Origin of the sequence: Pseudomonas sp. GD03862, assembly GCF_029840855.1 — a bacterium.
Classification (GTDB): Bacteria; Pseudomonadota; Gammaproteobacteria; order Pseudomonadales; family Pseudomonadaceae; genus Aquipseudomonas; species Aquipseudomonas alloputida.
The window spans coordinates 55,364-76,418 of the sequence record NZ_JAOCDI010000010.1; the positions used below are offsets into that span (position 1 = coordinate 55,364).

A 21,055-nucleotide genomic window follows, 5' to 3' on the forward strand; every position below is an offset into this window, starting at 1 on the left:
CGCATGACGGCCACGCACGCGTGAGAAGCACGAAAAAGGGCACCTCTGGAGGTGCCCTTTTTTCATTGCAGCTCGATCAGTTCAGCGCTGGTTTTTCGCCATTGATCGGAATGCGCTTGGCCTTGGCTTCTTCAGGCACGATGCGCAGCAGGTCGATGCTGAGCAGGCCATTGGCCAGGCCGGCGGCCTTCACTTCGATGTGATCTGCCAGGCGGAACGACAGCTTGAAAGCGCGTTGTGCGATACCCTGGTGCAGGTAGGTCACTTCAGCGGCGCTATTGTCGCGCTTGCCACCGGTCACGGTCAGGACACCTTTTTCGACCTGCAGGTCGAGGTCCTCTTCCTGGAAACCGGCTGCAGCAACCACGATGCGGTAGTGGTCATCGCCATGCTTTTCCACGTTATAGGGCGGGTAGCTGCTACCGGCCTCGTTACGTGCCGCGGATTCGAACAGGTCGTTGAAACGGTCGAAACCAACGGAATGACGGAACAGTGGAGCAAGAGAGAAAGCAGTAGTCATGGTCATAAACTCCTGAGATTCAGCAAGTAAGTCATTACGCGACCCGGCTTCGGCATCGCGTACTCAAAAGATATGGCCGAGGGAAATGCTTTCAAGGGGTAAATAGAAAAAATCTGATTTTTTTGCACGGGGTTTGATGGCCTCTTCGCGGGTGAACCCGTTCCTACACGGCGGCCTGTGTCCAACCACCGACCTGTGTCCACCCTCGATCAGGCGTCGGGGCGGATTTACCCGCGAATACGGTAGCGGCGACAACGGTGAACGGCGGGTGGTAATTGGCCAGCAGGGCCGGCCTCTTCGCGGGTAAACCCGCTCCTACCGGGGCCTGTGCCCAACCACCGATCTGTGTCCACCACCGATCCGGCGTAGGAGCGGGTTTACCCGCGAATACGGTAGCGGCGGCAACGGTGAACGGATGGTTGAAATTGGCCAGCAGGGCCGGCCCTTTCGCGGGTGAACCCGCTCCTACACGATGGCCTGTGCCCAACCACCGACCTGTGCCCACTCCCGATCCGGCGTAGGAGCGGGTTTACCCGCGAATATGGTAGCGGCGGCAACGGTGAACGGATGGTGGAAATTGGCCAGCAGGCCCGGCCCTTTCGCGTGTGAAGCCGCGCCGACAGGCGCAGTACCCGCGGAGAGGCCCGCTCAGGCGACGCAAGCCTCCAAGGCTTGAGCCTCTACCCCAAGCAACCGGCTGATCCGCGCGCAGTCATCTTCCCGGCGCAACTCGGCAAACAACACCACCGCTTCAGGGTAACTGCGAGTCAGCATCGCCAGCCACTGCTTCATCCGCCCCGGCGCATAACGCGGCGACAATTTGGCCTGGGCCTGGCGCCAGAACTCACGCAACAGGGGCAACAAGTCCTGCCAGCTCATCGGCTGATAGTCGCGCCCGTCCCGCGCCGCCGCAATCTGCAAGCCCAGGTCCGGGCGCGATACCAGCCCACGCCCGAGCATGATGTCTTCAGCGCCACTGACCTCGCGGCAACGCCGCCAGTCATCGACCGTCCAGATCTCACCATTGGCGAACACCGGCACCTTGACCACATCCTGTACCCGCGCCACCCACTCCCAGTGCGCTGGCGGCTTGTAGCCCTCAACCTTGGTCCGAGCGTGCACCACAAGGTGTGCCGAACCGCCTTCGGCCAAAGCCGTGGCGCACTCCAGTGCCCCGTCGGGGCTGTCGAAGCCCAGGCGCATCTTCGAGGTCACCGGGATATTCGCCGGCACCGCCCGCCGCACTTCACGCACAATGGCGTGCAGCAACTCCGGCTCTTTGAGCAGTACCGCACCACCACGCGACTTGTTCACCGTCTTTGCCGGGCAACCAAAGTTCAGGTCGATCACCGGCGCCCCAAGCTCACAAGCCAGTGCGGCGTTTTCCGCCAGGCATACCGGGTCAGAACCCAGCAATTGCACGCGCATGGGCACACCGGCAGCCGTGCGCGCGCCCTGGCGCAATTCAGGCGCCAGCTTGTCGAACGAGGACGCCGGCAGCAGGCGGTCGCACACGCGAATGAACTCGGTGACACACCAGTCGATACCGCCCACACGGGTCAATACGTCGCGCAGGATGTTGTCGACCAGCCCCTCCATGGGGGCCAGGGCAATTTGCATGTCGGGGTCTCAGCGGAAAAAGCCGGCAGTTTAACAAAAAATGCCGGCGACTCAGGCGCCGATCAGCGCCGGACCGTAACCTTCGACGAATTCCGCCGGCATGCGCCTGGGCTTGCCGCTGGACAGCTCGATGCAGGCGAAGGTGGTTTGCGCGCGCAGCAGCGTCACACCATCGCGCGGGCGCTTGAGCTGAAACCGCCGCGTCATGCGCAGGCGCTGGTCCCAGTCAATGATCCAGGTGGCCAGTTGCAGCTCGTCGTCTTCATAGGCGGCAGCCAGATAGTCGATTTCGTGGCGCACCACAGCCATCGCCCGGTCAAGGCGCCGGTACTCGGCCAGGTCCAGCCCCAGACGCTGGGAGTGGCGCCAGGCGCAGCGCTCAAGCCAGGTGACGTAGACGGCATTGTTGGCATGGCCAAGGCCGTCGATGTCCTCGCTGCCGACGCGCAGGTCGATGACGAAGGGTGTTGCCAGGTCCCAGCTCATTTTCGCTTCCTTGGCGCAAAAGGCGATTTAGCAGCGATCTGCGGGGCAATGTCCAGCCCCTGTGAGCCTGAGGCAGTCGTTATAGGGGCGGGCTTGCCCGCGAACCAGACACCGCGGCGGATGGCACCGGCGGCGATACCGATGTTCGCGGCTGAAGCCGCCCCGGCACTAGCCGCTTCAGCCCGAGCCAGCAATTCGAGCACGGCTTCACTCAGCCGCGGGTCGGCCAGCACTCGCTGGTGACCACCCTCTTCCAGCAGCATCAGCCGGCTGTCGAACCAGGACTTGTGGATGACATGTGCCTCATCTGCGGGCACGAGAGCATCATCGGCAGCATGCACCACCAGCCCCGGCAGCTCCAGCTGGTAACCCGTGACATCCAGCCGCGCAATCTGCATGCCCACATCGCGCTCGATCTGGCGAATGAACGCTGCCCGTGCCCGGGCTGGCAGCCCCAGGCGATGGGCAAAACCACGCAACACACCGAGCAACCGCGCCGGCGCTGCAATGCTGACAGCCGCCTCTGTACGCAGCCCCATCTGCAAAGCCAGCAGCACGCTCGCCCCACCCATGGAATGGCCAATGACTGCACGCAAGGGCGGCAACTCAGCCGCAGCCTCAAGCAGCGCCCGGGCAAACAGCACCACATTCGCTTGCTCGCCAGGCGAACGACCATGCCCAGGCCCTTCCAGCGACACCACCGTATGCCCCGCCTGAACCAAGGTCTCGATCAAGGCGGCAAACTGCGTCGGGCGCCCTTCCCAACCGTGCATCAGCAGCACGGTCGGCCCTTGACCCCAGCGCAAGGCAGACAGGCCGAAGCGCAGCGTAATGCGCTCGGCGCTGGCCAGCACAGGCAGCTCCCAATCCCGCGGCGGCAAGTTGCGCGGGGTCATGAAGGCTCGGCGCATCTTGCCCGCGACATGCTCGGGGGCCAGGCGGCCCAAGGTGCCATTGACACCGCGAATCCAGCTCAGGGTGGTCATCGCCATGCTCCAGGGTTAAAGCACCGCCGATTTGGCGGCGCGCAGAATACGGTCAGACAGGTCACTGGTCCCCAAGGCCCGGGCCAACGCCAGCCCTCCCACCATCAGGGCCAGGTCGGCCAGCGCTTTGTCGGCATCCTCAGGGCGGTCGACCATCGCGGCAGTCATCAACTCGATGTGCTCGGCCAGCACCTCGCGGAAGACCTCCGGCAGGCGCTGCATTTCGCCCAACGCGTTAGGCAGCGGGCAAGCATGTACTTCGCAGTCCCGGTGCTTGCGCGAGAGGTAGAAGGCCCCGGCCAGCGCTCGCCGCCCGGCGCCATCGAGATTGGGGTCGATCTGGGCGAGCAAGGCACGGCGCTCACCCAACAACTGGCGGAACGCTTCGAGCATCAGCTCGTCCTTGCTGTCGAAGTGCGCATAGAAGCCGCCGACGGTCAGGCCTGCCGCGCCCATCACCTGACTGACGCTGGGCTCGGCCGGGCCGTGCTGGATCAGCGCACTGCGCGCCGCCTCCAGAATGCGTTCGCGGGTTCTGCTCTTCTTGTCGCTCATCTGGCACGCACCAAACAAAATATGATGATCGAAATATTATTCTCATCATATTTTTTGGCAAGCAAAATGTGCGGCCGTTTGTCGGGGGAAAATTATTGAGACGGGAAAAAACAAAAGGCCCATTCAATAAGCGAATGAGCCTTTAAAGTCCCGCAAAACGCGGGTAAACGTGGCGTCCCCTAGGGGACTCGAACCCCTGTTACCGCCGTGAAAGGGCGGTGTCCTAGGCCACTAGACGAAGGGGACGTAACCTTCGCGAAGATCCACTTGCGTGAACCCTGGCAGAAATGGTGGAGCTAAGCGGGATCGAACCGCTGACCTCCTGCATGCCATGCAGGCGCTCTCCCAGCTGAGCTATAGCCCCGAAACAAAAGGCTCATCAATAATCGACGAGCCTTTTTAAGCCCTGCAAAACGCAGGAAAAGTGGCGTCCCCTAGGGGACTCGAACCCCTGTTACCGCCGTGAAAGGGCGGTGTCCTAGGCCACTAGACGAAGGGGACGTAACCTTCGTGCCGATCCGCTAACGCGAACCGCGGCAAAATTGGTGGAGCTAAGCGGGATCGAACCGCTGACCTCCTGCATGCCATGCAGGCGCTCTCCCAGCTGAGCTATAGCCCCGGATTTCTAGCCTCGCGGCCCAGCGACATAAAAACATCGCTTGTGTAAAACTGGCGTCCCCTAGGGGACTCGAACCCCTGTTACCGCCGTGAAAGGGCGGTGTCCTAGGCCACTAGACGAAGGGGACGAACCTTCTTACCTTCAAGACCCGGTTGCTGGACCCGGTCTTGCTTACCAGCCTTGGCTGCTAAGCGGAATTTGGTGGAGCTAAGCGGGATCGAACCGCTGACCTCCTGCATGCCATGCAGGCGCTCTCCCAGCTGAGCTATAGCCCCACAATGTCGCTTTGAACTGAATCGCTGGCTGGGTGCCTGGCGTTTCGTTTTCGTTCATCGCTGTGGACGGGGCGCATATTAAGTTCGGATTGCAGGGCTGTCAAACTAATTTTCAAAAATATTCAAAAATTTTTTCACAGATAACAATCACTTACCGCCCTACCCCGGTTTTTTGGGGCTTAGTTGGCCTGTGGGAGCGGGCGTGCCCGCGAATGCGGTATTGAATTTACCATTGCATTCGCGGGCACGCCCGCTCCCACAAGTTAGGTGCAAAGCTGAATCAGGCAATGGAAGCCAACAGCTTTTCCCACTCTTTGTTTTCTTTCTTCGACACCCCACCCAGCAGGTCCAGGGCCTGGCGCAGGCGGTAGCGGGTCAGGTCGGGACCGAGGATTTCCATGGCGTCCAGCACCGAAACCGAGCTGGCCTGGCCGGTGATGGCGGCGAACATCAGCGGCATGGCGTCACGCAGCTTCAGCTCCAGCGCTTCGACCACAGCCTGGATGCAACCGGTGATGCGCTCTTTTTCCCACTGACGCAGGCTTTCAAGCTTCCACAGGATCAGCTGGATCACCTGGCGCACCTGGTCGGCCGACAGTTTCTTGCTTTCGAACAGCTTGGCGTCCAGCTTGAGCGCGCCTTCGAAGAAGAACCCGCCCAACGGGGCAACCTGGCTGAAGGTTTCGACCCTGCCTTGCACGTGCGGGGCAATCTTCATCATGTAGTCGCTGTTGAACGCCCACTTCTGCAGGCGTGCGGCAAACTCCTCTACCGGCAGCTCGCGCAGCCACTGGCCGTTGAGCCAGGACAGCTTCTCGATGTCGAAGATCGGGCCGCCCAGCGAGATACGTGACAGGTCGAAGTGCTCGACCATTTCGGCCAGCGAGAACTTCTCGCGCTCGTCAGGCATCGACCAGCCCATGCGGCCAAGGTAGTTGAGCATCGCTTCAGGCATGAAGCCCATGCGCTCGTAGAAGGTGACCGAGGTCGGGTTCTTGCGCTTGGACAGTTTGGATTTGTCCGGGTTGCGCAGCAGCGGCATGTAGCACAGCTTGGGCTGCTCCCAGCCGAAGTACTCGTACAGCTTGATCAGTTTGGGCGCCGATGGCAGCCACTCTTCCCCACGCAGCACGTGGGTGATGCCCATCAGGTGGTCGTCGACCACGTTGGCCAGGAAGTACGTCGGCAGGCCGTCGTTCTTCATCAGCACCTGCATGTCCATGCGGTCCCACGGGATCTCGACATCGCCGCGCAGCATGTCCGGCACCACGCAGATCCCTTCGCTCGGCACCTTCATGCGGATCACGTGCGGCTCGCCAGCGTCCAGGCGGCGCTGCACTTCTTCGGCGCTCATCAGCAACGCACGGCCATCGTAGCGCGGGGTTTCGCCGCGGGCCTGCTGTTCGGCACGCATCTGTTCCAGCTCTTCGGCGGTGCAGAAGCAGTAGAAGGCGTGGCCGGCGTCTACCAGTTCCTTGGCGTATTTGGCGTAGATTTCGCCACGCTCGCTCTGCCGGTAAGGGCCATGTGGGCCGCCGACATCCGGGCCTTCGTTCCATTCGATGCCAAGCCAGCGCAGAGCGTCGAAGATCTGTTGCTCCGACTCGCGCGTGGAGCGCAGCTGATCGGTGTCTTCGATGCGCAGGATGAACTCACCGCCGTGCTGCTTGGCAAAGCAGTAGTTGAACAGGGCGATGTAGGCAGTGCCGACATGGGGGTCGCCGGTAGGCGATGGCGCAATACGCGTGCGTACGGTGGTCATGGAGAGTCTCGAACGAAAGATGAAACAAAGGCGGGATGTTAGCAGGAGGCGGGCACCGGGCTCCAGCAATGGCGCGAACGTCACTTGTCGACGGGCCCTGTGCCGCTGTTAAATTTGTTTACATTTCTGGAACGATAGTCCCCATGCCTGCCCAACTCAAACGCCGCCTGACGCTCTTCTTCGCCCTGGTGGCCATCATCGCCCTCGCCTTCCTGGGCCACTGGTACTTCAAGGGCCGCTTCTACGAGAGCACCGACAACGCTTATGTGCAGGGTGAGATCACCCGTATCTCCAGCCAGCTTGGCGCCCGTATCGAAACGGTGCCGGTCGAGGACAACCAGCACGTCAGCAAGGGCGACCTGCTGGTGCGCCTGGAAGCCGCCGACTTCGAGCTGGCGGTCGAACGCGCCCGTGCCGCCTTGGCTACCCGCGAAGCCGAGTACGCACAAGCGCAAAGCCGCCTCACCCAGCAAGGCAGCCTGATTGCCGCCGGCCAGGCCCAATTGGCGGCCACCCAGGCCACGTTCGACCGTTCGCGGCTGGACCTGAGCCGCGCCGAGAAGCTGCGCAAACCGGGTTTTGTCTCTGAAGAGCGGGTCACTACCCTGTCGGCGGACAGCCATGTCGCCGGCTCCCAGGTCGACAAGGCCCGCGCCGACCTGCAAAGCCAGCGCCAGCAGGTCACCGCCCTGAACGCCGAGCTCAAGCGCCTCGATGCGCAAATCGCCAATGCCCGCACCGACCTGGCCCAGGCCGAACTGAACCTGACCCGCTGCGAAATCCATGCACCGATCAGCGGCACCATCGGCCAGCGCAATGCGCGCAATGGCCAGGTGGTGCAGGCCGGCGCCTACCTGCTGTCGATCGTGCCGGATGAAGACATCTGGGTGCAGGCCAACTTCAAGGAAACCCAGATCGGGCGCATGCACCCCGGCCAGCGCGCGGAGCTGTTGTTCGACAGCTACCCCGACACACCGATCGAAGGCCGGGTGGACAGCCTGTTCGCCGCGTCCGGTGCGCAGTTCAGCCTGCTGCCACCGGACAACGCCACCGGCAACTTCACCAAAGTTGTGCAGCGTATCCCGATAAAACTCACGTTCCACGCCGACAACCCATTGCATGGGCGTATTCGCCCCGGCATGTCGGTGACCGCCACCGTCGACCTGCGCAGCGAAGACGAAGGCCACAATGGCCGGTGACCAGCTGCTGCGCCCTACGGCGGAGCCAACCCGACGCGACTGGATCGCGGTGATGAGCGTGATGCTCGGCGCCTTCATGGCAGTGCTGGATATCCAGATCACCAACTCCTCGCTGAAGGACATCCAGGGCGCTCTGTCGGCGACCCTGGAAGAAGGCTCATGGATTTCAACCTCCTACCTGGTGGCAGAAATCATCATGATCCCGCTGACGGCCTGGCTGGTGCAGCTGTTGTCGGCGCGGCGCCTGGCGGTGTGGGTATCCGGCGGTTTCCTGCTGTCGTCGCTGCTGTGCTCGATGGCCTGGAACCTGGAGAGCATGATCCTGTTCCGTGCCTTGCAGGGTTTCACCGGCGGCGCGCTGATCCCGCTGGCCTTCACCCTGACCCTGATCAAGCTGCCCGAGCACCACCGTGCCAAAGGCATGGCGATGTTCGCCATGACCGCCACTTTTGCCCCCTCCATCGGCCCCACCCTGGGCGGCTGGCTAACCGAGAACTGGGGCTGGGAATACATCTTCTACATCAATATCCCACCGGGCCTGCTAATGATCGCCGGCTTGTTATACGGGCTTGAGAAGAAGGAGGCGCACTGGGAGCTGCTGAAAAGTACCGATTACGCCGGCATCGTCACGCTCGGCCTTGGGTTGGGCTGCCTGCAGGTGTTTCTCGAGGAAGGCCATCGCAAGGACTGGCTGGAGTCGCACCTGATCGTCGGCCTGGGCAGCGTTGCCCTGGTCAGCCTGATCACCTTCGTCATCCTGCAGTTTTCCAAGCCACACCCGCTGATCAACCTGCGTATCCTCGGCAACCGCAACTTTGGCCTGTCGAGCATCGCCAGCCTGGGCATGGGCGTGGGCCTGTACGGCTCGATCTATCTGCTACCGCTGTACCTTGCGCAGGTACAGGGTTACAACGCCTTGCAGATTGGCGAGGTGATCATGTGGATGGGTATTCCGCAGTTGTTCCTGATCCCGCTGGTGCCGCAACTGATGAAGGTGATATCGCCCAAGGTACTATGCGCGCTGGGGTTTTGCCTGTTCGGCGCTGCCAGTTTCGGTTCGGGGGTGCTCAACCCGGACTTTGCCGGGCCGCAGTTCAACCATATCCAGATCATCCGCGCCCTGGGCCAGCCGATGATCATGGTGACCATCTCGCTGATTGCCACCGCGTATATCCAACAACAGGATGCCGGGTCCGCGTCGAGCCTGTTCAATATTCTGCGTAACCTGGGCGGGGCCATCGGTATTGCCTTGCTGGCCACCCTGCTGGATGCGCGCACCAAGGTGTACTTCGACTACCTGCGCGAATCGGTGGTGCCGAGCAACCCACAGGTGGCTGAGCGGCTGGCGCAATTGGCGGAGCGCTTGGGCAATGACAATGCAGCGCTGGGCAAACTTAGCGAAATTACCCACCAGCAGGCGCTGATCATGGCTTACAACGATGCCTTCCACTTTGTCGGGATCGGGTTGGCGGTGAGCATGGTGGCGGTGCTGCTGACCCGCAAGTTGCCGGAAGGGTTGAAGGCTGGGGAAGCCCATTGAGGCTATTACAGATTAGATGCGGTCCCTGTGGGAGCGGGCATGCCCGCGAACACCGGCGCAGCCGGTGCCAGCCACCGCGTTGAATTCTTCGCGGGCACGCCCGCTCCCACAGGGCCCGCGCCCGGCTTCAGCTGCTGATCAACCGCTCCCGCAGTTGCGCAATCTCGTCACGCAACTGCGCCGCCGCCTCGAACTCCAGGTCGCGGGCGAACTGCATCATTTTCTCTTCCAGCTGCTTGATGCGCTTGGTGATCTCGCCCGGCGTACGTAATTCGGCCTCGTAACGGGCGCTCTCCTCTGCCGCCTTGGCCATGCCCTTGCGCTTCTTGCTGCGCGCACCGGGCACGGTGGCGCCTTCCATGATGTCGGCGATGTCCTTGACCACGCCCTTGGGCACGATGCCGTTGGCTTCGTTGAAGGCGATCTGCTTCTCGCGGCGGCGCTCGGTTTCATCGATGGCCCGCTGCATGGAGCCGGTGACGTTATCGGCATACAGGATGGCTCGGCCATTGAGGTTACGTGCAGCGCGGCCAATGGTCTGGATCAGGGAACGCTCGGAACGCAGAAAACCTTCCTTGTCTGCATCGAGGATGGCCACCAGCGACACCTCGGGCATGTCCAGGCCCTCGCGCAGCAGGTTGATGCCCACCAGTACGTCGAAGGTGCCCAGGCGCAGGTCGCGGATAATCTCTACCCGCTCCACCGTATCAATGTCCGAGTGCAGGTAGCGTACCCGTACGTCGTGGTCGGCCAGGTAATCGCTGAGGTCCTCGGCCATGCGCTTGGTCAGCGTTGTCGCCAGCACACGCTCGCCTGCCGCGACACGCTTGCGGATCTCGGACAGCAGGTCGTCGACCTGGGTCAGCGCAGGGCGTACCTCTACCTGCGGGTCGACCAGCCCGGTCGGGCGCACCACCTGCTCCACCACGCGCCCGGCATGCTCAGCCTCGTAGGGGCCCGGAGTGGCCGAAACAAAAATGGTCTGCGGGCTGACATCCTCCCATTCGTCGAAACGCATCGGCCGATTGTCCAGCGCCGAGGGCATGCGGAAGCCGTACTCGACCAGGGTTTCCTTGCGTGAACGGTCGCCCTTGTACATGGCACCGACCTGCGGAACGCTGACGTGGGATTCGTCGATCACCAGCAGCGCATCGGGCGGCAGGTAATCGTACAGGGTGGGCGGCGGCGCCCCGGCCGGGCGCCCGGACAGGTAACGCGAGTAGTTTTCGATGCCATTGCAATAGCCCAGCTCGAGGATCATCTCCAGATCGAAGCGAGTGCGTTGCTCCAGACGCTGCGCTTCGACCAGCTTGTTGGCCTTGTGCAGGTATTCCAGACGCTCCTTCAGTTCTTCCTTGATGCCCTCCACCGCTTCCAGCAGGGTTTCCCGCGGGGTCACGTAGTGGCTCTTGGGGTAGAACGTGAAACGTGGCAGCTTGCGGAAAACCTCGCCGGTCAACGGATCGAAGGCGGCGATGTTCTCCACTTCATCATCGAACAGCTCGATGCGGATGGCTTCCAGATCCGATTCGGCCGGGAAGATGTCGATCACATCGCCGCGTACCCGGAAGGTGGCGCGGGCAAAGTCCATTTCGTTGCGGGTGTACTGCAGGTCGGCCAGGCGGCGCAGCAGCGCGCGCTGGTCGAGCTTGTCGCCACGGTCCACGTGCAAGACCATTTTCAGGTAGGTCTCGGGGCTGCCCAGGCCGTAGATGCACGACACAGTGGTCACGATGATGGCGTCACGCCGCTCCAGCAGCGCCTTGGTCGCCGACAGGCGCATCTGCTCGATGTGGTCGTTGATCGAGGCGTCCTTCTCGATGAAGGTGTCCGACGACGGCACATAGGCTTCCGGCTGGTAGTAGTCGTAATAGGAAACGAAGTACTCCACCGCGTTGTTGGGGAAGAATGCCTTGAACTCCCCGTACAACTGGGCGGCCAGAGTCTTGTTGGGCGCCAGCACCAGCGTCGGGCGCTGCACCTGCTGGATGACGTTGGCAATGCTGAAGGTCTTGCCCGAACCGGTCACCCCAAGCAACGTCTGGTGCGACAGCCCCGCCTCTATGCCTTCGACCAACTGGCGGATAGCCTCGGGCTGGTCGCCAGCCGGCTGGAAACGTGTGACGAGCTGGAACTCGGACATGAAGGACCTCGCGGTGCAGCAGCTGTAAATTTAGCCAGTAGTCTATACCCAAATGCGCCCGTTCGGGGGCGCTTTCAAGGCACAGGTGTGGGCGCATGCAACGGTGGACACGGCATTTAGACCAATGGTCGAAAAATATTTGCGCAAATAGCCCCAAAAGCTGCGCCAGAGTGTCGCGGTGACCGGTCGGTATCACTATACTGACTCCCCGTTTGTGCACCGCTTCAGTGCATTCGGCTGGAGCGTGTACGCCCTATCACACTCCAATCAGAGCCAAGGTAACAATGAGCCTGTTTTCCGCTGTCGAGCTGGCACCCCGCGACCCTATTCTGGGCCTCAACGAAGCATTCAACGCCGACCCACGTACCGACAAGGTCAACCTGGGCGTAGGCGTGTATTGCAATGAGGAAGGCCGCATTCCGCTGCTGCGCGCCGTGATCGAAGCCGAAACCCAGCGTGCCGCCCAGCACGCTTCGCGCGGCTACCTGCCGATCGACGGCATCGCCACCTACGACCAGGCTGTGCAGAAGCTGCTGTTCGGCGCCGAGTCGCCACTGCTGGCCGCCGGCCGCGTGGTCACCGTGCAGGCCGTCGGTGGTACCGGCGCGCTGAAGATCGGTGCCGACTTCCTCAAGCGCCTCTCGCCCAACGCCGTGGTTGCCATCAGCGACCCTAGCTGGGAAAACCACCGTGCGCTGTTCGAATCGGCCGGCTTCCCGGTGCAGACCTACCGCTACTACGATGCGCCGACCAACGACGTCAACCGCGCGGGCATGCTCGAAGACCTCAACGCCCTGCCATCCGGTTCGATCGTGGTGCTGCACGCCTGCTGCCACAACCCGACCGGTGTCGACCTGAACCTGGACGACTGGAAGAACGTCCTGGAAGTGGTCAAGGCCAAGGGCCACGTGCCGTTCCTCGACATGGCCTACCAGGGCTTTGGTGACGGTATCGCCGAAGACGCCTTCGCCGTGCGCCTGTTCGCCGAGTCGGGCCTGGAGTTCTTCGTTTCCAGCTCGTTCTCCAAATCGTTCTCGCTGTACGGCGAGCGCGTCGGCGCACTGTCGATCGTCACCGCCTCCAAGGACGAGAGCACCCGCGTGCTGTCGCAGGTCAAGCGCGTGATCCGCACCACCTACTCCAACCCGCCAACCCACGGCGCAACCATTGTTGCCACCGTGCTGAACAGCGCAGAACTGCGCCAGATGTGGGAAACCGAACTGGCCGAAATGCGCGAGCGCATCCACGGCATGCGCAAGCAGATGGTATCGCTGCTGGCCGAATACGGTGCCAACCGCGACTTCAGCTTCGTTGGCCGCCAGGTCGGCATGTTCTCCTACTCGGGCCTGACCGTTGAACAGGTCACCCGCCTGAAGAACGACTTCGGCATCTATGCCCTGGACACCGGCCGTATCGCGGTGGCCGCGCTGAACCAGAGCAACATCCACGTGGTGACCAAAGCGATCGTGGAGGTGCTGTAACTCATTGTTTTGCCTGGGGGTGGGTTGACTTCTCCCGGGCAATCAGTAAGATACGCGCAGATTCCGCGATAGCTCAGTCGGTAGAGCAAATGACTGTTAATCATTGGGTCCCTGGTTCGAGTCCAGGTCGCGGAGCCAGACATTGAAGAAGCCCCCGGATGCGCAAGCAACCGGGGGCTTTTTCGTTGCGCTGGAATTATTGGTCAGCAACGGTGAACGGCGGGCCGAGATTGGCCAGCAGGCCCGGCCCTTTCGCGGGTAAACCCGCTCCTACGACGGCCTGTGTTCAACCACCGATGTGTGTCCACCACCGATCCGGTGTAGGAGCGGGTTTACCCGCGAAGAGGCCGGCATCTCCAACAGAGGCCTCAATCACTGCGCCCGATCGGGTAAAACGCCCCCCGGCTCCACACCCCAAGCCATTCCTCCCCGTCGATCACATGCGGCACCGCCAGCTCCACCAGTTGGTAAAACACATTGCGATGTATCAGCGCCTCCAGGTTGCTGCGCATCAGCACATACGGTGATGGCTCCTGCGTCAGCGGGTCGATCACCACCCGCAGGGGGTTATCCGGCCCCGCCTCGACCTGGTCCTCGACATTGCTGGTAAAACGCAGCACCTGCTGCTCGCCTTCGCCCTGCACTTCCAGCAACACGGCCACGAACGGCGCATCGTCAACACGAATGCCGACCTTCTCTACCGGGGTAATCAGGAAGTAGTCATCGCCGTCGCGGCGAATGATGGTAGAGAACAGCCGCACCATCGGCTTGCGCCCGATCGGCGTGCCCAGGTAGTACCAGGTGCCATCGCGGGCAATGCGCATGTCGATGTCACCACAGAATTCCGGGTTCCACAGGTGCACCGGCGGCAGCCCCTTGGCCTTGGGGATCTGCGCCAGAAGGTCATTGGCCTTGCCGGAGTCGCTCATCACGCTTGCCTCATTCACTCATGCCCAGAAGGCTACGAGCGTACTCGCGCATCGGCGCACCAAGCAAATCCTCCGGGGTGTTGTCGTGGAACGTCAACAAACCGCCACGGCTCTTGATGCGTGCGGTGTCGATCAGGTAGCGGGTACTGGTTTCGATCAGCATCATCTGCACCACGCCAGTGTCCCAGCCCAAGCGGTCGACGGCCTGCTCGTCATACCACTCGTCACCATTGCCGATGCGATCGTCGGTACGAGCGAAGCGCGTGTACAACACGTAGTCCGCACCCACCGCGCGCGCCTGGGCGATGGCCTCTTCGAGGCCCAGCGGGCCTTGGGCGCGCCGTACCATCGGGAAGTATTCGACGAAGCTCTTGAAGGCCTGCTGGGCCACTGCATTCTGCCGAGGCACCGGCCCCTCGCCCGGCGGCACGAATGCACCCTGGCCAATGAAAATGAACGAATCAGGCTGCAGGCGGATCGACAAGGTGCGACGGGTTTCGCTGTGGTCCAGCAGACCGGCATCGCTCATGTGATAGCGGACGCCTTCGCCCATATCGCTGACATTCATGCAGCCGCCCAGCGCCATCAGCGCCAGCAGCAAGACCAGGCTACGCATCTTTCCTCCAGTGGCCGGCGACGAAAAACCGGCGAATAGCCGGCGGATGCAGCTTTTGCGCCAGCTTCAGCCACCGATCACTTTCATGACTGTCACGCCACCGGAAAAGGCCACGTCCTGCTTGTCAGCCAAAGCCTTTACCAACAACCGCTGCAAGGCCGGCAGCGCCTGATGACGCGGTTTTTCCAGCAGGTCGCCGACGAAGTGCCGGTTACCTGACGACAGGCAGCCATGCAGCCACCCCGTAGAAGACAGGCGCAGCCGCGAGCAGGTACGGCAAAACGGCACGCTTTCGTTGGCAATGACGCCGAAGTGGCCCCTGCCGGGGATGTGGTAACGCATGGCAGTGGCGTCCAGCGGCGCATTCACCTGGGCGTAGGTATGCTGGCCGCCGATCAGCGCAAGCAGCTGGTCGAGGCCTACAAACTGCTGGAGGAAGGCGTTGCGATCGTGAGAGAGGTGGCCCATGCGCATCAGTTCGATGAAGCGCAGCTCGAAGCCGCGCGCGAGGCAGTAATCCAGCAGGGGCAGTACCTGATCAAGGTTTTTCCCGCGCATCGGCACCATGTTGACCTTGATTCGCATACCCAGGGCGCTGGCCTGCTCCATTCCATCCAGCACAGTGCCCAGGTCGCCGCCACGGGCAATCTGGCGGAAAGCCAGCGGGTCGAGGGTGTCGAGGGAAACGTTCAGCCGACGAATCCCAGCCGCCTGCAGTTGCGGCAACTTGCGCGCCAGCAACTGGCCGTTGGTGGTCAGCGAGACGTCATCAAGGTCGAGTTTGGCCACGGCAGCCAGAAAGGCATCCAGGCGCGGGCTGACCAGTGGCTCACCGCCAGTAATCCGCAGGCGCTCGATGCCGGCGGCTTCGATCAGGTAGGCCACGCCACGGGCCAAGGCATCCGCCGACAGCTCGTCCTGCGCCGCCACCAGCCGCTTTCCGTCAGGTACGCAGTAGGTACAGGCGTAGTTGCAGGCAGCCGTCAGGCTGACGCGCAGGTTGCGAAAGCGCCTGCCTTGACGATCGACAATCATGAATGACTCCGGCATGGATGAAGGGGCCGGCAAAACCTGACTCATAAATCAGGTTTTTGCAAGCCCCAATGCGCAATGCCGAATTTCCAAACGATAGCCAAACGCTTCGGGCTGCACTGCCGCGCAGCGGACCCACGACGCCGTTTCGCTAAATGCTCAGTTCGAGGGTTCCGGGTCGCGCTTGCGCTTGTTGCCCATACGCACGCCAATGTCCATCAGGAACTGGAAGAAGCCTTCCTGGTCTTCCAGCACGTTGCTCCAGAACGGCGAGTGGTACAGCGCCACAGCGCCGTGCACCAGCGCCCAGGCAGCGCAGTAGTGGAAATACGGCGGCACGTCTTCGAGCTTGCCTTCGCTGATACGGCCCTTGATCAGCTGGGTCAGGCGGTCGAAATTGGAGGCACGGATGCTGTGCAGCTGCTCGACCATTTCCGGCACCTGATTGCCCTTGACCACCTTTTCTTCAAGGCGGTCGAACAGCCGGTAGCGTTGCGGGTCGCGCATGCGGAACTCGAAGTAGGCGCGCGACAGCGCTTCCTTGTCACGGTCGACGTCGGCCGAGTGCAACAGCTCGTTCAGGTCACGCTCGTAATCGAGCATCAGGCGCAGGTAGATCTCCGCCTTGGACTTGAAGTGCTTGTAGATCGTGCCTTTGCCGATGCCCACGGCGTCGGCGATCATCTCGACGGTGACGCTGTCTTCACCTTGCTCGAGAAACAGCTTGAGCGCGGTATCGAGGATTTCCTGTTCGCGACGGCGAAACTCACGGACCTTACGAGGTTCTTTCTGCATGGGAAGGACTGGATGACAATCGAAGCGGTTTATTATGCCTAACTTGCGGGAAATTGCACGGATCATCCACGCATGTCTGTGTTTCACGATGCATACGGCCATGCGCTGCGGGAGGAACGAAACGTTGGCGTATTCCAAATCTGTTTAAAAAACGTCCAATATGCACTGGCACTGCGCCAAACCTGACCAATACTTGAAGTGTTGGCGCGGCGCATCCCCCCCAGTGGCGCGCCGATAAAGGTGCTCAGGGACCGCGTACCTTTGTTTTACTCCTAATGGTCTTAACCCGGATTCCTCCCCCAGAACCCGGGTTTTTTTTGTGTTTTTGTGGGGAGGATGGTGTGACGGCTGTCAGGTGCGTGACGCAAGATTGTCAGCGCCTGTGAGATCGAGCGTCGCCCGCGCGGCGCTTCGCGGGTAAACCCGCTCCTACGCTTGTTTCGGGCCAATTAGGCCTGGGGGATTTGCGCGCGAACGCCTTGGCGCACGCCTCGATATCGCGTCGTACAAACAAGGCGGTCGCGCGCGCCTGGCACAGAAGAGCGCCGCCCGCGCGGCGCTTCGCGGGTAAACCCGCTCCTACATTTGTTTCGGGCCAATTAGGCCTATGGGATTTGCGTGCGAACGCCTTGGCGCACGCCTCGATATCGCGTCGTACAAACAAGGCGGCCGCGCGCGCCTGGCACAGGACGGACTGGCCCGAAACAAATGTAGGAGCGGGTTTACCCGCGAAGCGCCGCGCGGGCGGCGCTCGATCTCACAGGCGCTGCAAGGGTTGTGGCAGGCACCTTGCGCCCCTCACACAATCTCTAACCCCGGTGAATCAATCCACCCGCGCCAACGGGAACAGCCGCTTGAAGTTGGCGGTAGTCTGCTCCGCCAACTGCTCATAACTGGCCCCACGCAACGAAGCCACATACTCCGCCACCTCCCGCACATACTGCGGCAGGTTCGGCTTGCCCCGGTGCGGAATCGGCGCCAGGTACGGCGAATCGGTCTCCACCAGCAAGCGATCGACCGGCACCTGCCGCGCCACTTCACGCAAGGCATCGGCATTGCGGAAGGTCACGATGCCCGACAGCGAGATGTAATAACCCAGGTCCAGCGCGGCCTTGGCCATGTCCCAGTCCTCGGTAAAGCAGTGCAGCACGCCAGCCTGCGGCAGGTTGGCCTCACGCAGCAGCGCCAGGGTATCGGCACGCGCCGCCCGGGTATGCACGATCACCGGTTTGCCGGTCTGCCTGGAGGCCTCCAGGTGCAAGCGGAACGAAGCCTGCTGCAGCTCGGCAGCCTCCGGCTCGTAGTGGTAATCCAGCCCGGTTTCACCAATCGCCACCACATGCGGGTGGGCCAGTTCGCGCAACAACCATTCCAACGCCGGGGTTTCGCCAGGGGCCAGGTCCAGTGGGTGCACGCCCACCGAGCAGTCGACGTCAGCGTACTGCTCGCTCAGCGCCTTCACTGCACCCGCATTCTCGGCACTGACGCCAATGCACAGGAAATGCCCGACCCCACGCTCACGCGCCGCCTGCAGGGCAGCGTCGAGGGAGCCCTGGTGAGCAGTGAGGTCAAGACGGTCGAGGTGGCAATGGGAATCTACGAGCATGGGATAACGGCACACATGAAAAATGGAAAATCAGCGGGCACCCGGCAGTTGCAGCCAGTGAGCCAGCAGCGATTCAAGCAACAAGGCGCGGTTGAGGTTGGCCTTGCCCAGTACCTTCTGGCGCTGTTCGAGGATCCATGCCTGCACCTCCAGCACCTTGGCCTGGCGGCTCTTCTGCGCCAGGTATTGCACGACCTTGCGCATATCGGCCAAGCCTAACCCTTCCTCGTCCTGGGTCAACTGATAGCGCAGGATCAGGTGCGACCAATCGCAGAACCAGTCGAACAGCAGCAACAACGGCACACCGCTCCAGGCATCGGCCAGCTGGCTCGGCGATTGCTGCTGCTTGAGCAGCTTCTTCACCCCATCGGCCACCAGCGCGCGTTGCTCGCGCACACCCTGCGCCTGCAGGCTGACCGCCATCAATGGCGAACCTGCCGCCAGCGTCAGCAGCTCATCGCGCTCGACCTCGTCGCAGTCGGGTAACGCGCCAGTCAGCCATGCCTGGCTCTGGGCCAGACTGGGCTGCGGACAGGCCACCTGCTGGCAGCGGCTCTTGATCGTCGGCAACAGACGGCTGGGCTGGTGCGTCACCAGCAACAACACGGTATCACCGGAAGGTTCTTCAAGGCTTTTGAGCAGGGCGTTGGAGGCGTTGACATTCATCGCCTCCACCGGCTCGATCAACACCACCTTGCGCCCGCCCAACTGCGCGGTCTGCACCACAAAGGCCACCAGCTCGCGTACCTGGTCGACCTTGATCGGCTTGTCAGCCTCCTCCGGCTCGAGGACGAAGTTGTCCGGGTGGCTGCCGGCCTTGAGCAACAGGCACGACTTACACGCCCCACAAGCGTCCAGGCCCTGCGGCTGCTGGCACAACAGGCGCGCCATCAGACGCTCGGCCATGGCCCGCTTGCCAATACCCTGCGGCCCATGCAGCAGGTAAGCGTGGGCGTGGCGGCTGCGACCGGCCAGTTGCTGCCACAGCGCCTGCTGCCAAGGGTAGGCCTCAGCCACGGCAACGCTCCAGAATGCCTGGCAGCAGTACGTCGATGTCACGCTGCACCGCCTCCAGGGATTGTGCCGCATCAAGCAGGCTGTAGCGCTGTGGCGCGCCTTGGGCGCGCTGCAGGTACGCCTGGCGCACCGCTTCGAAGAACGCCTGCCCTTCCTGCTCGAATCGGTCAAGGCGGCCACGGGCGGCGGCGCGGGCAAGGCCCACTTCCACCGGCAGGTCGAAGACCAGGGTCAGGTCCGGGCGCAGGTCGCCCTGGACGAATTGTTCCAGAACCGCGATACGCTCGACCGACAGACCACGCCCGCCACCCTGATAGGCATAGGTGGCGTCCGTGAAACGATCACACAGTACAACAGCCCCGCGGGCCAGCGCCGGGCGGATGACCTGCGCCAGGTGCTGGGCGCGAGCGGCGAACACCAGCAGCAGCTCAGTGTCGGCCGCCATGCCTTCGTCGCTGGGCGTCAGCAACAGTTCACGCACCTTTTCCGCCAGCGGCGTACCGCCTGGCTCACGGGTCAGCACCACGTCCAGGCCGTGCTCGCGCAGGCGCGCGGCCAGGTAGTCGCGATTGGTGCTCTTGCCCGCGCCTTCGGGGCCTTCCAAAGTAATAAACAAGCCGCTCACAGGCAGTCCTTAATGTTGTTCGTCAGGCGTCGGCCGCTCGGCCGCTTGCGCACCGCCGGCAGGGGCATCCTGCGCGGGCGCTTCATCGGGGGCTGGCTGCGCAGTTGGCTCATCCGCTGCTGACGGGTCCGCTGCTGGGGGCTCAGGGCGCTGCGCATCGTCGGCGCCCGATGCCTGTTCGGCATCATCGGCACCTGGCTTGGCCTCTTGCTGCGGCGCGGGGCTGGAGCGGTAGTCCGACCGGCGCTTGAGCTGGAACTCGCGCACTGCCGAATTGTGGTCGTCGAGGTCGTCGGAAAACACATGGCTGCCATCGCCGCGGGCGACGAAGTAAAGACTGGTGCCATTGGATGGGTTCAGCGCCGCGTGAATCGCCTCGCGGCCGACCATGGCGATCGGGGTCGGCGGCAGGCCGGTCATGGTGTAGGTGTTATAGGGCGTCGGCTCGCGCAGGTCGGCGCGGGTGATCTTGCCGTTGTAGCGTTCACCCATGCCATAGATAACCGTCGGGTCGGTCTGCAGCATCATACCCAGGCGCATGCGCCGCACGAACACGCCGGCGATCTGCCCGCGCTCCTGCGGAATGCCGGTTTCCTTTTCGACCAGGGAGGCCATGATCAGCGCCTGGTAAGGGTCACGATACGGCAGGTCGGTGGAGCGCTCGGCCCACTCCTTGGCCAGCACTTCGTCCAGACGCATGTAGGCCTGCTGCAGCAACTCGACATCGGTCATACCCCGCACGAAGCGGTAGGTGTCGGGGAAGAAGCGGCCTTCGGGGAATACACCGGTATGGCCGAGCTTGTCCATGACCTCGGCATCCGACAAGCCGTCCAGGGTATGCTTGATCTTTTCATGCTTGGCCACGGCCGCACGCACCTGGCGGAAGGTCCAGCCTTCGACCAGGGTGAGGTTGTACTGCACCACGTCGGCACGGCGCCAGGCGTCGAACAACTGCTCGACGGTCATGCCAGGGGTAAGACGGTACTCGCCAGTGTGCAGCGGTGTGCCGGCCATGTTGAAGCGCCAGTACAAACGCAACCAGACAGCATCGTCAAGCAACCCTTCTCTTTGCATGCTGTAGAACATGCGGTTGGGGTTAGTGCCATTGGGCACATCCAGCAGGCGCTCCTGCGTGACGTGCAGGGGCTGCTCCAGGACCGAGTTGACCTTCCAGGCCGACCAGCCAAACGCCAGGCCGGCAAGGATCAAGCCCATTTCCAGCAACAGCAGGAATTTACGTCTCACGAAT

The 21,055-nt window shown here is 62.5% G+C and carries 17 protein-coding genes, 7 tRNA genes and 1 pseudogene; 4 read left to right on the forward strand and 21 right to left on the reverse strand.

Translation table 11 applies throughout. From position 1 onward, the window contains the following. Positions 1–76: 76 nt before the first annotated feature. The 12 genes and pseudogenes from N5D53_RS09315 to gltX form a co-directional block, all read right to left on the reverse strand. Positions 77–520, reverse strand: coding sequence for an Hsp20 family protein (locus tag N5D53_RS09315; RefSeq protein WP_019437397.1), 444 nt, complete (start codon positions 518–520; stop codon positions 77–79). A gap of 648 nt (positions 521–1,168) precedes the next feature. Further along, entirely contained in the window at positions 1,169–2,140 is a 972-nt protein-coding gene (locus N5D53_RS09320; RefSeq protein WP_104887234.1) for a tRNA-dihydrouridine synthase, read from the reverse strand. 51 nt (positions 2,141–2,191) lie between these two features. Further along, positions 2,192–2,626 carry a thioesterase family protein gene (locus N5D53_RS09325; protein WP_003247186.1) on the reverse strand — a complete coding sequence of 145 codons (435 nt, stop codon included), beginning with the start codon at positions 2,624–2,626 and terminating at the stop codon, positions 2,192–2,194. A gap of 107 nt (positions 2,627–2,733) precedes the next feature. Next, positions 2,734–3,612: pseudogene (locus N5D53_RS09330) on the reverse strand (alpha/beta fold hydrolase); the annotation flags it as partial. Between the two features lie 15 nt (positions 3,613–3,627). Next, the gene (locus tag N5D53_RS09335) at positions 3,628–4,167 is read right to left on the reverse strand and encodes a TetR/AcrR family transcriptional regulator (RefSeq protein ID WP_104887233.1); all 540 of its coding nucleotides are present in this window, start codon (positions 4,165–4,167) and stop codon (positions 3,628–3,630) included. Positions 4,168–4,337: 170 nt separating this feature from the next. Then, positions 4,338–4,413: transfer RNA gene (locus tag N5D53_RS09340), tRNA-Glu, on the reverse strand. A gap of 42 nt (positions 4,414–4,455) precedes the next feature. Then, positions 4,456–4,531 (reverse strand) — tRNA-Ala (locus N5D53_RS09345). Between the two features lie 61 nt (positions 4,532–4,592). Continuing rightward, positions 4,593–4,668 (reverse strand) — tRNA-Glu (locus tag N5D53_RS09350). Between the two features lie 42 nt (positions 4,669–4,710). Continuing rightward, a tRNA-Ala gene (locus tag N5D53_RS09355) sits at positions 4,711–4,786 on the reverse strand. Positions 4,787–4,837: 51 nt separating this feature from the next. Further along, positions 4,838–4,913 (reverse strand) — tRNA-Glu (locus N5D53_RS09360). A 72-nt stretch (positions 4,914–4,985) separates the two neighbouring features. Continuing rightward, positions 4,986–5,061 (reverse strand) — tRNA-Ala (locus N5D53_RS09365). A gap of 280 nt (positions 5,062–5,341) precedes the next feature. Further along, the gene (gene gltX / locus N5D53_RS09370) at positions 5,342–6,823 is read right to left on the reverse strand and encodes a glutamate--tRNA ligase (protein ID WP_010952995.1); all 1,482 of its coding nucleotides are present in this window, start codon (positions 6,821–6,823) and stop codon (positions 5,342–5,344) included. Positions 6,824–6,966: 143 nt separating this feature from the next. Here gltX and N5D53_RS09375 point away from each other — a divergent pair, with 143 nt between their 5' ends. Together N5D53_RS09375 and N5D53_RS09380 are read left to right on the forward strand one after the other, a co-directional pair. After that, on the forward strand, positions 6,967–8,022 hold the full coding sequence (locus N5D53_RS09375) for an HlyD family secretion protein (protein ID WP_049586797.1): 1,056 nt from the start codon (positions 6,967–6,969) through the stop codon (positions 8,020–8,022). A gap of 49 nt (positions 8,023–8,071) precedes the next feature. Beyond that, positions 8,072–9,562, forward strand: a complete 1,491-nt coding sequence (locus tag N5D53_RS09380) for an MDR family MFS transporter (RefSeq protein ID WP_172402858.1) — start codon at positions 8,072–8,074, stop codon at positions 9,560–9,562. Positions 9,563–9,689: 127 nt separating this feature from the next. Here N5D53_RS09380 and uvrB read toward each other — a convergent pair whose 3' ends face one another. Continuing rightward, positions 9,690–11,705, reverse strand: coding sequence for an excinuclease ABC subunit UvrB (gene uvrB / locus N5D53_RS09385; RefSeq protein WP_252458359.1), 2,016 nt, complete (start codon positions 11,703–11,705; stop codon positions 9,690–9,692). Positions 11,706–11,989: 284 nt separating this feature from the next. Between uvrB and N5D53_RS09390 the strand changes: the two genes are divergently transcribed. Together N5D53_RS09390 and N5D53_RS09395 are read left to right on the forward strand one after the other, a co-directional pair. After that, a complete protein-coding gene (locus tag N5D53_RS09390) occupies positions 11,990–13,186 on the forward strand; it encodes an amino acid aminotransferase (protein ID WP_010952990.1) in 1,197 nt (398 codons plus the stop codon). A 62-nt stretch (positions 13,187–13,248) separates the two neighbouring features. Further along, a tRNA-Asn gene (locus N5D53_RS09395) sits at positions 13,249–13,324 on the forward strand. 230 nt (positions 13,325–13,554) lie between these two features. Here N5D53_RS09395 and N5D53_RS09400 read toward each other — a convergent pair. The 8 genes from N5D53_RS09400 to mltG form a co-directional block, all read right to left on the reverse strand. Next, positions 13,555–14,115 carry a DUF1285 domain-containing protein gene (locus N5D53_RS09400; protein ID WP_020193441.1) on the reverse strand — a complete coding sequence of 187 codons (561 nt, stop codon included), beginning with the start codon at positions 14,113–14,115 and terminating at the stop codon, positions 13,555–13,557. Positions 14,116–14,125: 10 nt separating this feature from the next. Continuing rightward, entirely contained in the window at positions 14,126–14,731 is a 606-nt protein-coding gene (locus N5D53_RS09405) for a DUF4823 domain-containing protein (protein WP_121161928.1), read from the reverse strand. A gap of 66 nt (positions 14,732–14,797) precedes the next feature. Next, a complete protein-coding gene (locus N5D53_RS09410) occupies positions 14,798–15,766 on the reverse strand; it encodes a radical SAM protein (protein WP_104962281.1) in 969 nt (322 codons plus the stop codon). Between the two features lie 156 nt (positions 15,767–15,922). Next, a complete protein-coding gene (locus tag N5D53_RS09415) occupies positions 15,923–16,558 on the reverse strand; it encodes a TetR/AcrR family transcriptional regulator (RefSeq protein ID WP_003247170.1) in 636 nt (211 codons plus the stop codon). Positions 16,559–17,381: 823 nt separating this feature from the next. Beyond that, entirely contained in the window at positions 17,382–18,164 is a 783-nt protein-coding gene (locus N5D53_RS09420) for a TatD family hydrolase (RefSeq protein ID WP_190870099.1), read from the reverse strand. Positions 18,165–18,194: 30 nt separating this feature from the next. Beyond that, positions 18,195–19,181 (reverse strand): DNA polymerase III subunit delta', encoded by a 987-nt coding sequence (locus N5D53_RS09425; RefSeq protein WP_104887229.1) that lies wholly within the window; start codon positions 19,179–19,181, stop codon positions 18,195–18,197. Then, the gene (gene tmk / locus N5D53_RS09430) at positions 19,174–19,806 is read right to left on the reverse strand and encodes a dTMP kinase (RefSeq protein ID WP_020192642.1); all 633 of its coding nucleotides are present in this window, start codon (positions 19,804–19,806) and stop codon (positions 19,174–19,176) included. Before tmk ends, N5D53_RS09425 begins: the two co-directional genes overlap by 8 nt. A gap of 9 nt (positions 19,807–19,815) precedes the next feature. Further along, the gene (mltG, locus tag N5D53_RS09435; RefSeq protein ID WP_121161930.1) at positions 19,816–21,051 is read right to left on the reverse strand and encodes an endolytic transglycosylase MltG; all 1,236 of its coding nucleotides are present in this window, start codon (positions 21,049–21,051) and stop codon (positions 19,816–19,818) included. Positions 21,052–21,055: the final 4 nt, after the last annotated feature.

Excerpts from the sequence above, each read along its gene's own strand:
- N5D53_RS09315 (WP_019437397.1), bottom strand. The coding sequence starts at position 520 with ATGACTACTGCTTTCTCTCTTGCTCCACTGTTCCGTCATTCCGTTGGT.
- N5D53_RS09320 (WP_104887234.1), bottom strand. The coding sequence starts at position 2,140 with ATGCAAATTGCCCTGGCCCCCATGGAGGGGCTGGTCGACAACATCCTG.
- N5D53_RS09325 (WP_003247186.1), bottom strand. The coding sequence starts at position 2,626 with ATGAGCTGGGACCTGGCAACACCCTTCGTCATCGACCTGCGCGTCGGC.
- N5D53_RS09335 (WP_104887233.1), bottom strand. The coding sequence starts at position 4,167 with ATGAGCGACAAGAAGAGCAGAACCCGCGAACGCATTCTGGAGGCGGCG.
- gltX (WP_010952995.1), bottom strand. The coding sequence starts at position 6,823 with ATGACCACCGTACGCACGCGTATTGCGCCATCGCCTACCGGCGACCCC.
- N5D53_RS09375 (WP_049586797.1), top strand. The coding sequence starts at position 6,967 with ATGCCTGCCCAACTCAAACGCCGCCTGACGCTCTTCTTCGCCCTGGTG.
- uvrB (WP_252458359.1), bottom strand. The coding sequence starts at position 11,705 with ATGTCCGAGTTCCAGCTCGTCACACGTTTCCAGCCGGCTGGCGACCAG.
- N5D53_RS09390 (WP_010952990.1), top strand. The coding sequence starts at position 11,990 with ATGAGCCTGTTTTCCGCTGTCGAGCTGGCACCCCGCGACCCTATTCTG.
- N5D53_RS09400 (WP_020193441.1), bottom strand. The coding sequence starts at position 14,115 with ATGAGCGACTCCGGCAAGGCCAATGACCTTCTGGCGCAGATCCCCAAG.
- N5D53_RS09405 (WP_121161928.1), bottom strand. The coding sequence starts at position 14,731 with ATGCGTAGCCTGGTCTTGCTGCTGGCGCTGATGGCGCTGGGCGGCTGC.
- N5D53_RS09410 (WP_104962281.1), bottom strand. The coding sequence starts at position 15,766 with ATGATTGTCGATCGTCAAGGCAGGCGCTTTCGCAACCTGCGCGTCAGC.
- N5D53_RS09415 (WP_003247170.1), bottom strand. The coding sequence starts at position 16,558 with ATGCAGAAAGAACCTCGTAAGGTCCGTGAGTTTCGCCGTCGCGAACAG.
- N5D53_RS09420 (WP_190870099.1), bottom strand. The coding sequence starts at position 18,164 with ATGCTCGTAGATTCCCATTGCCACCTCGACCGTCTTGACCTCACTGCT.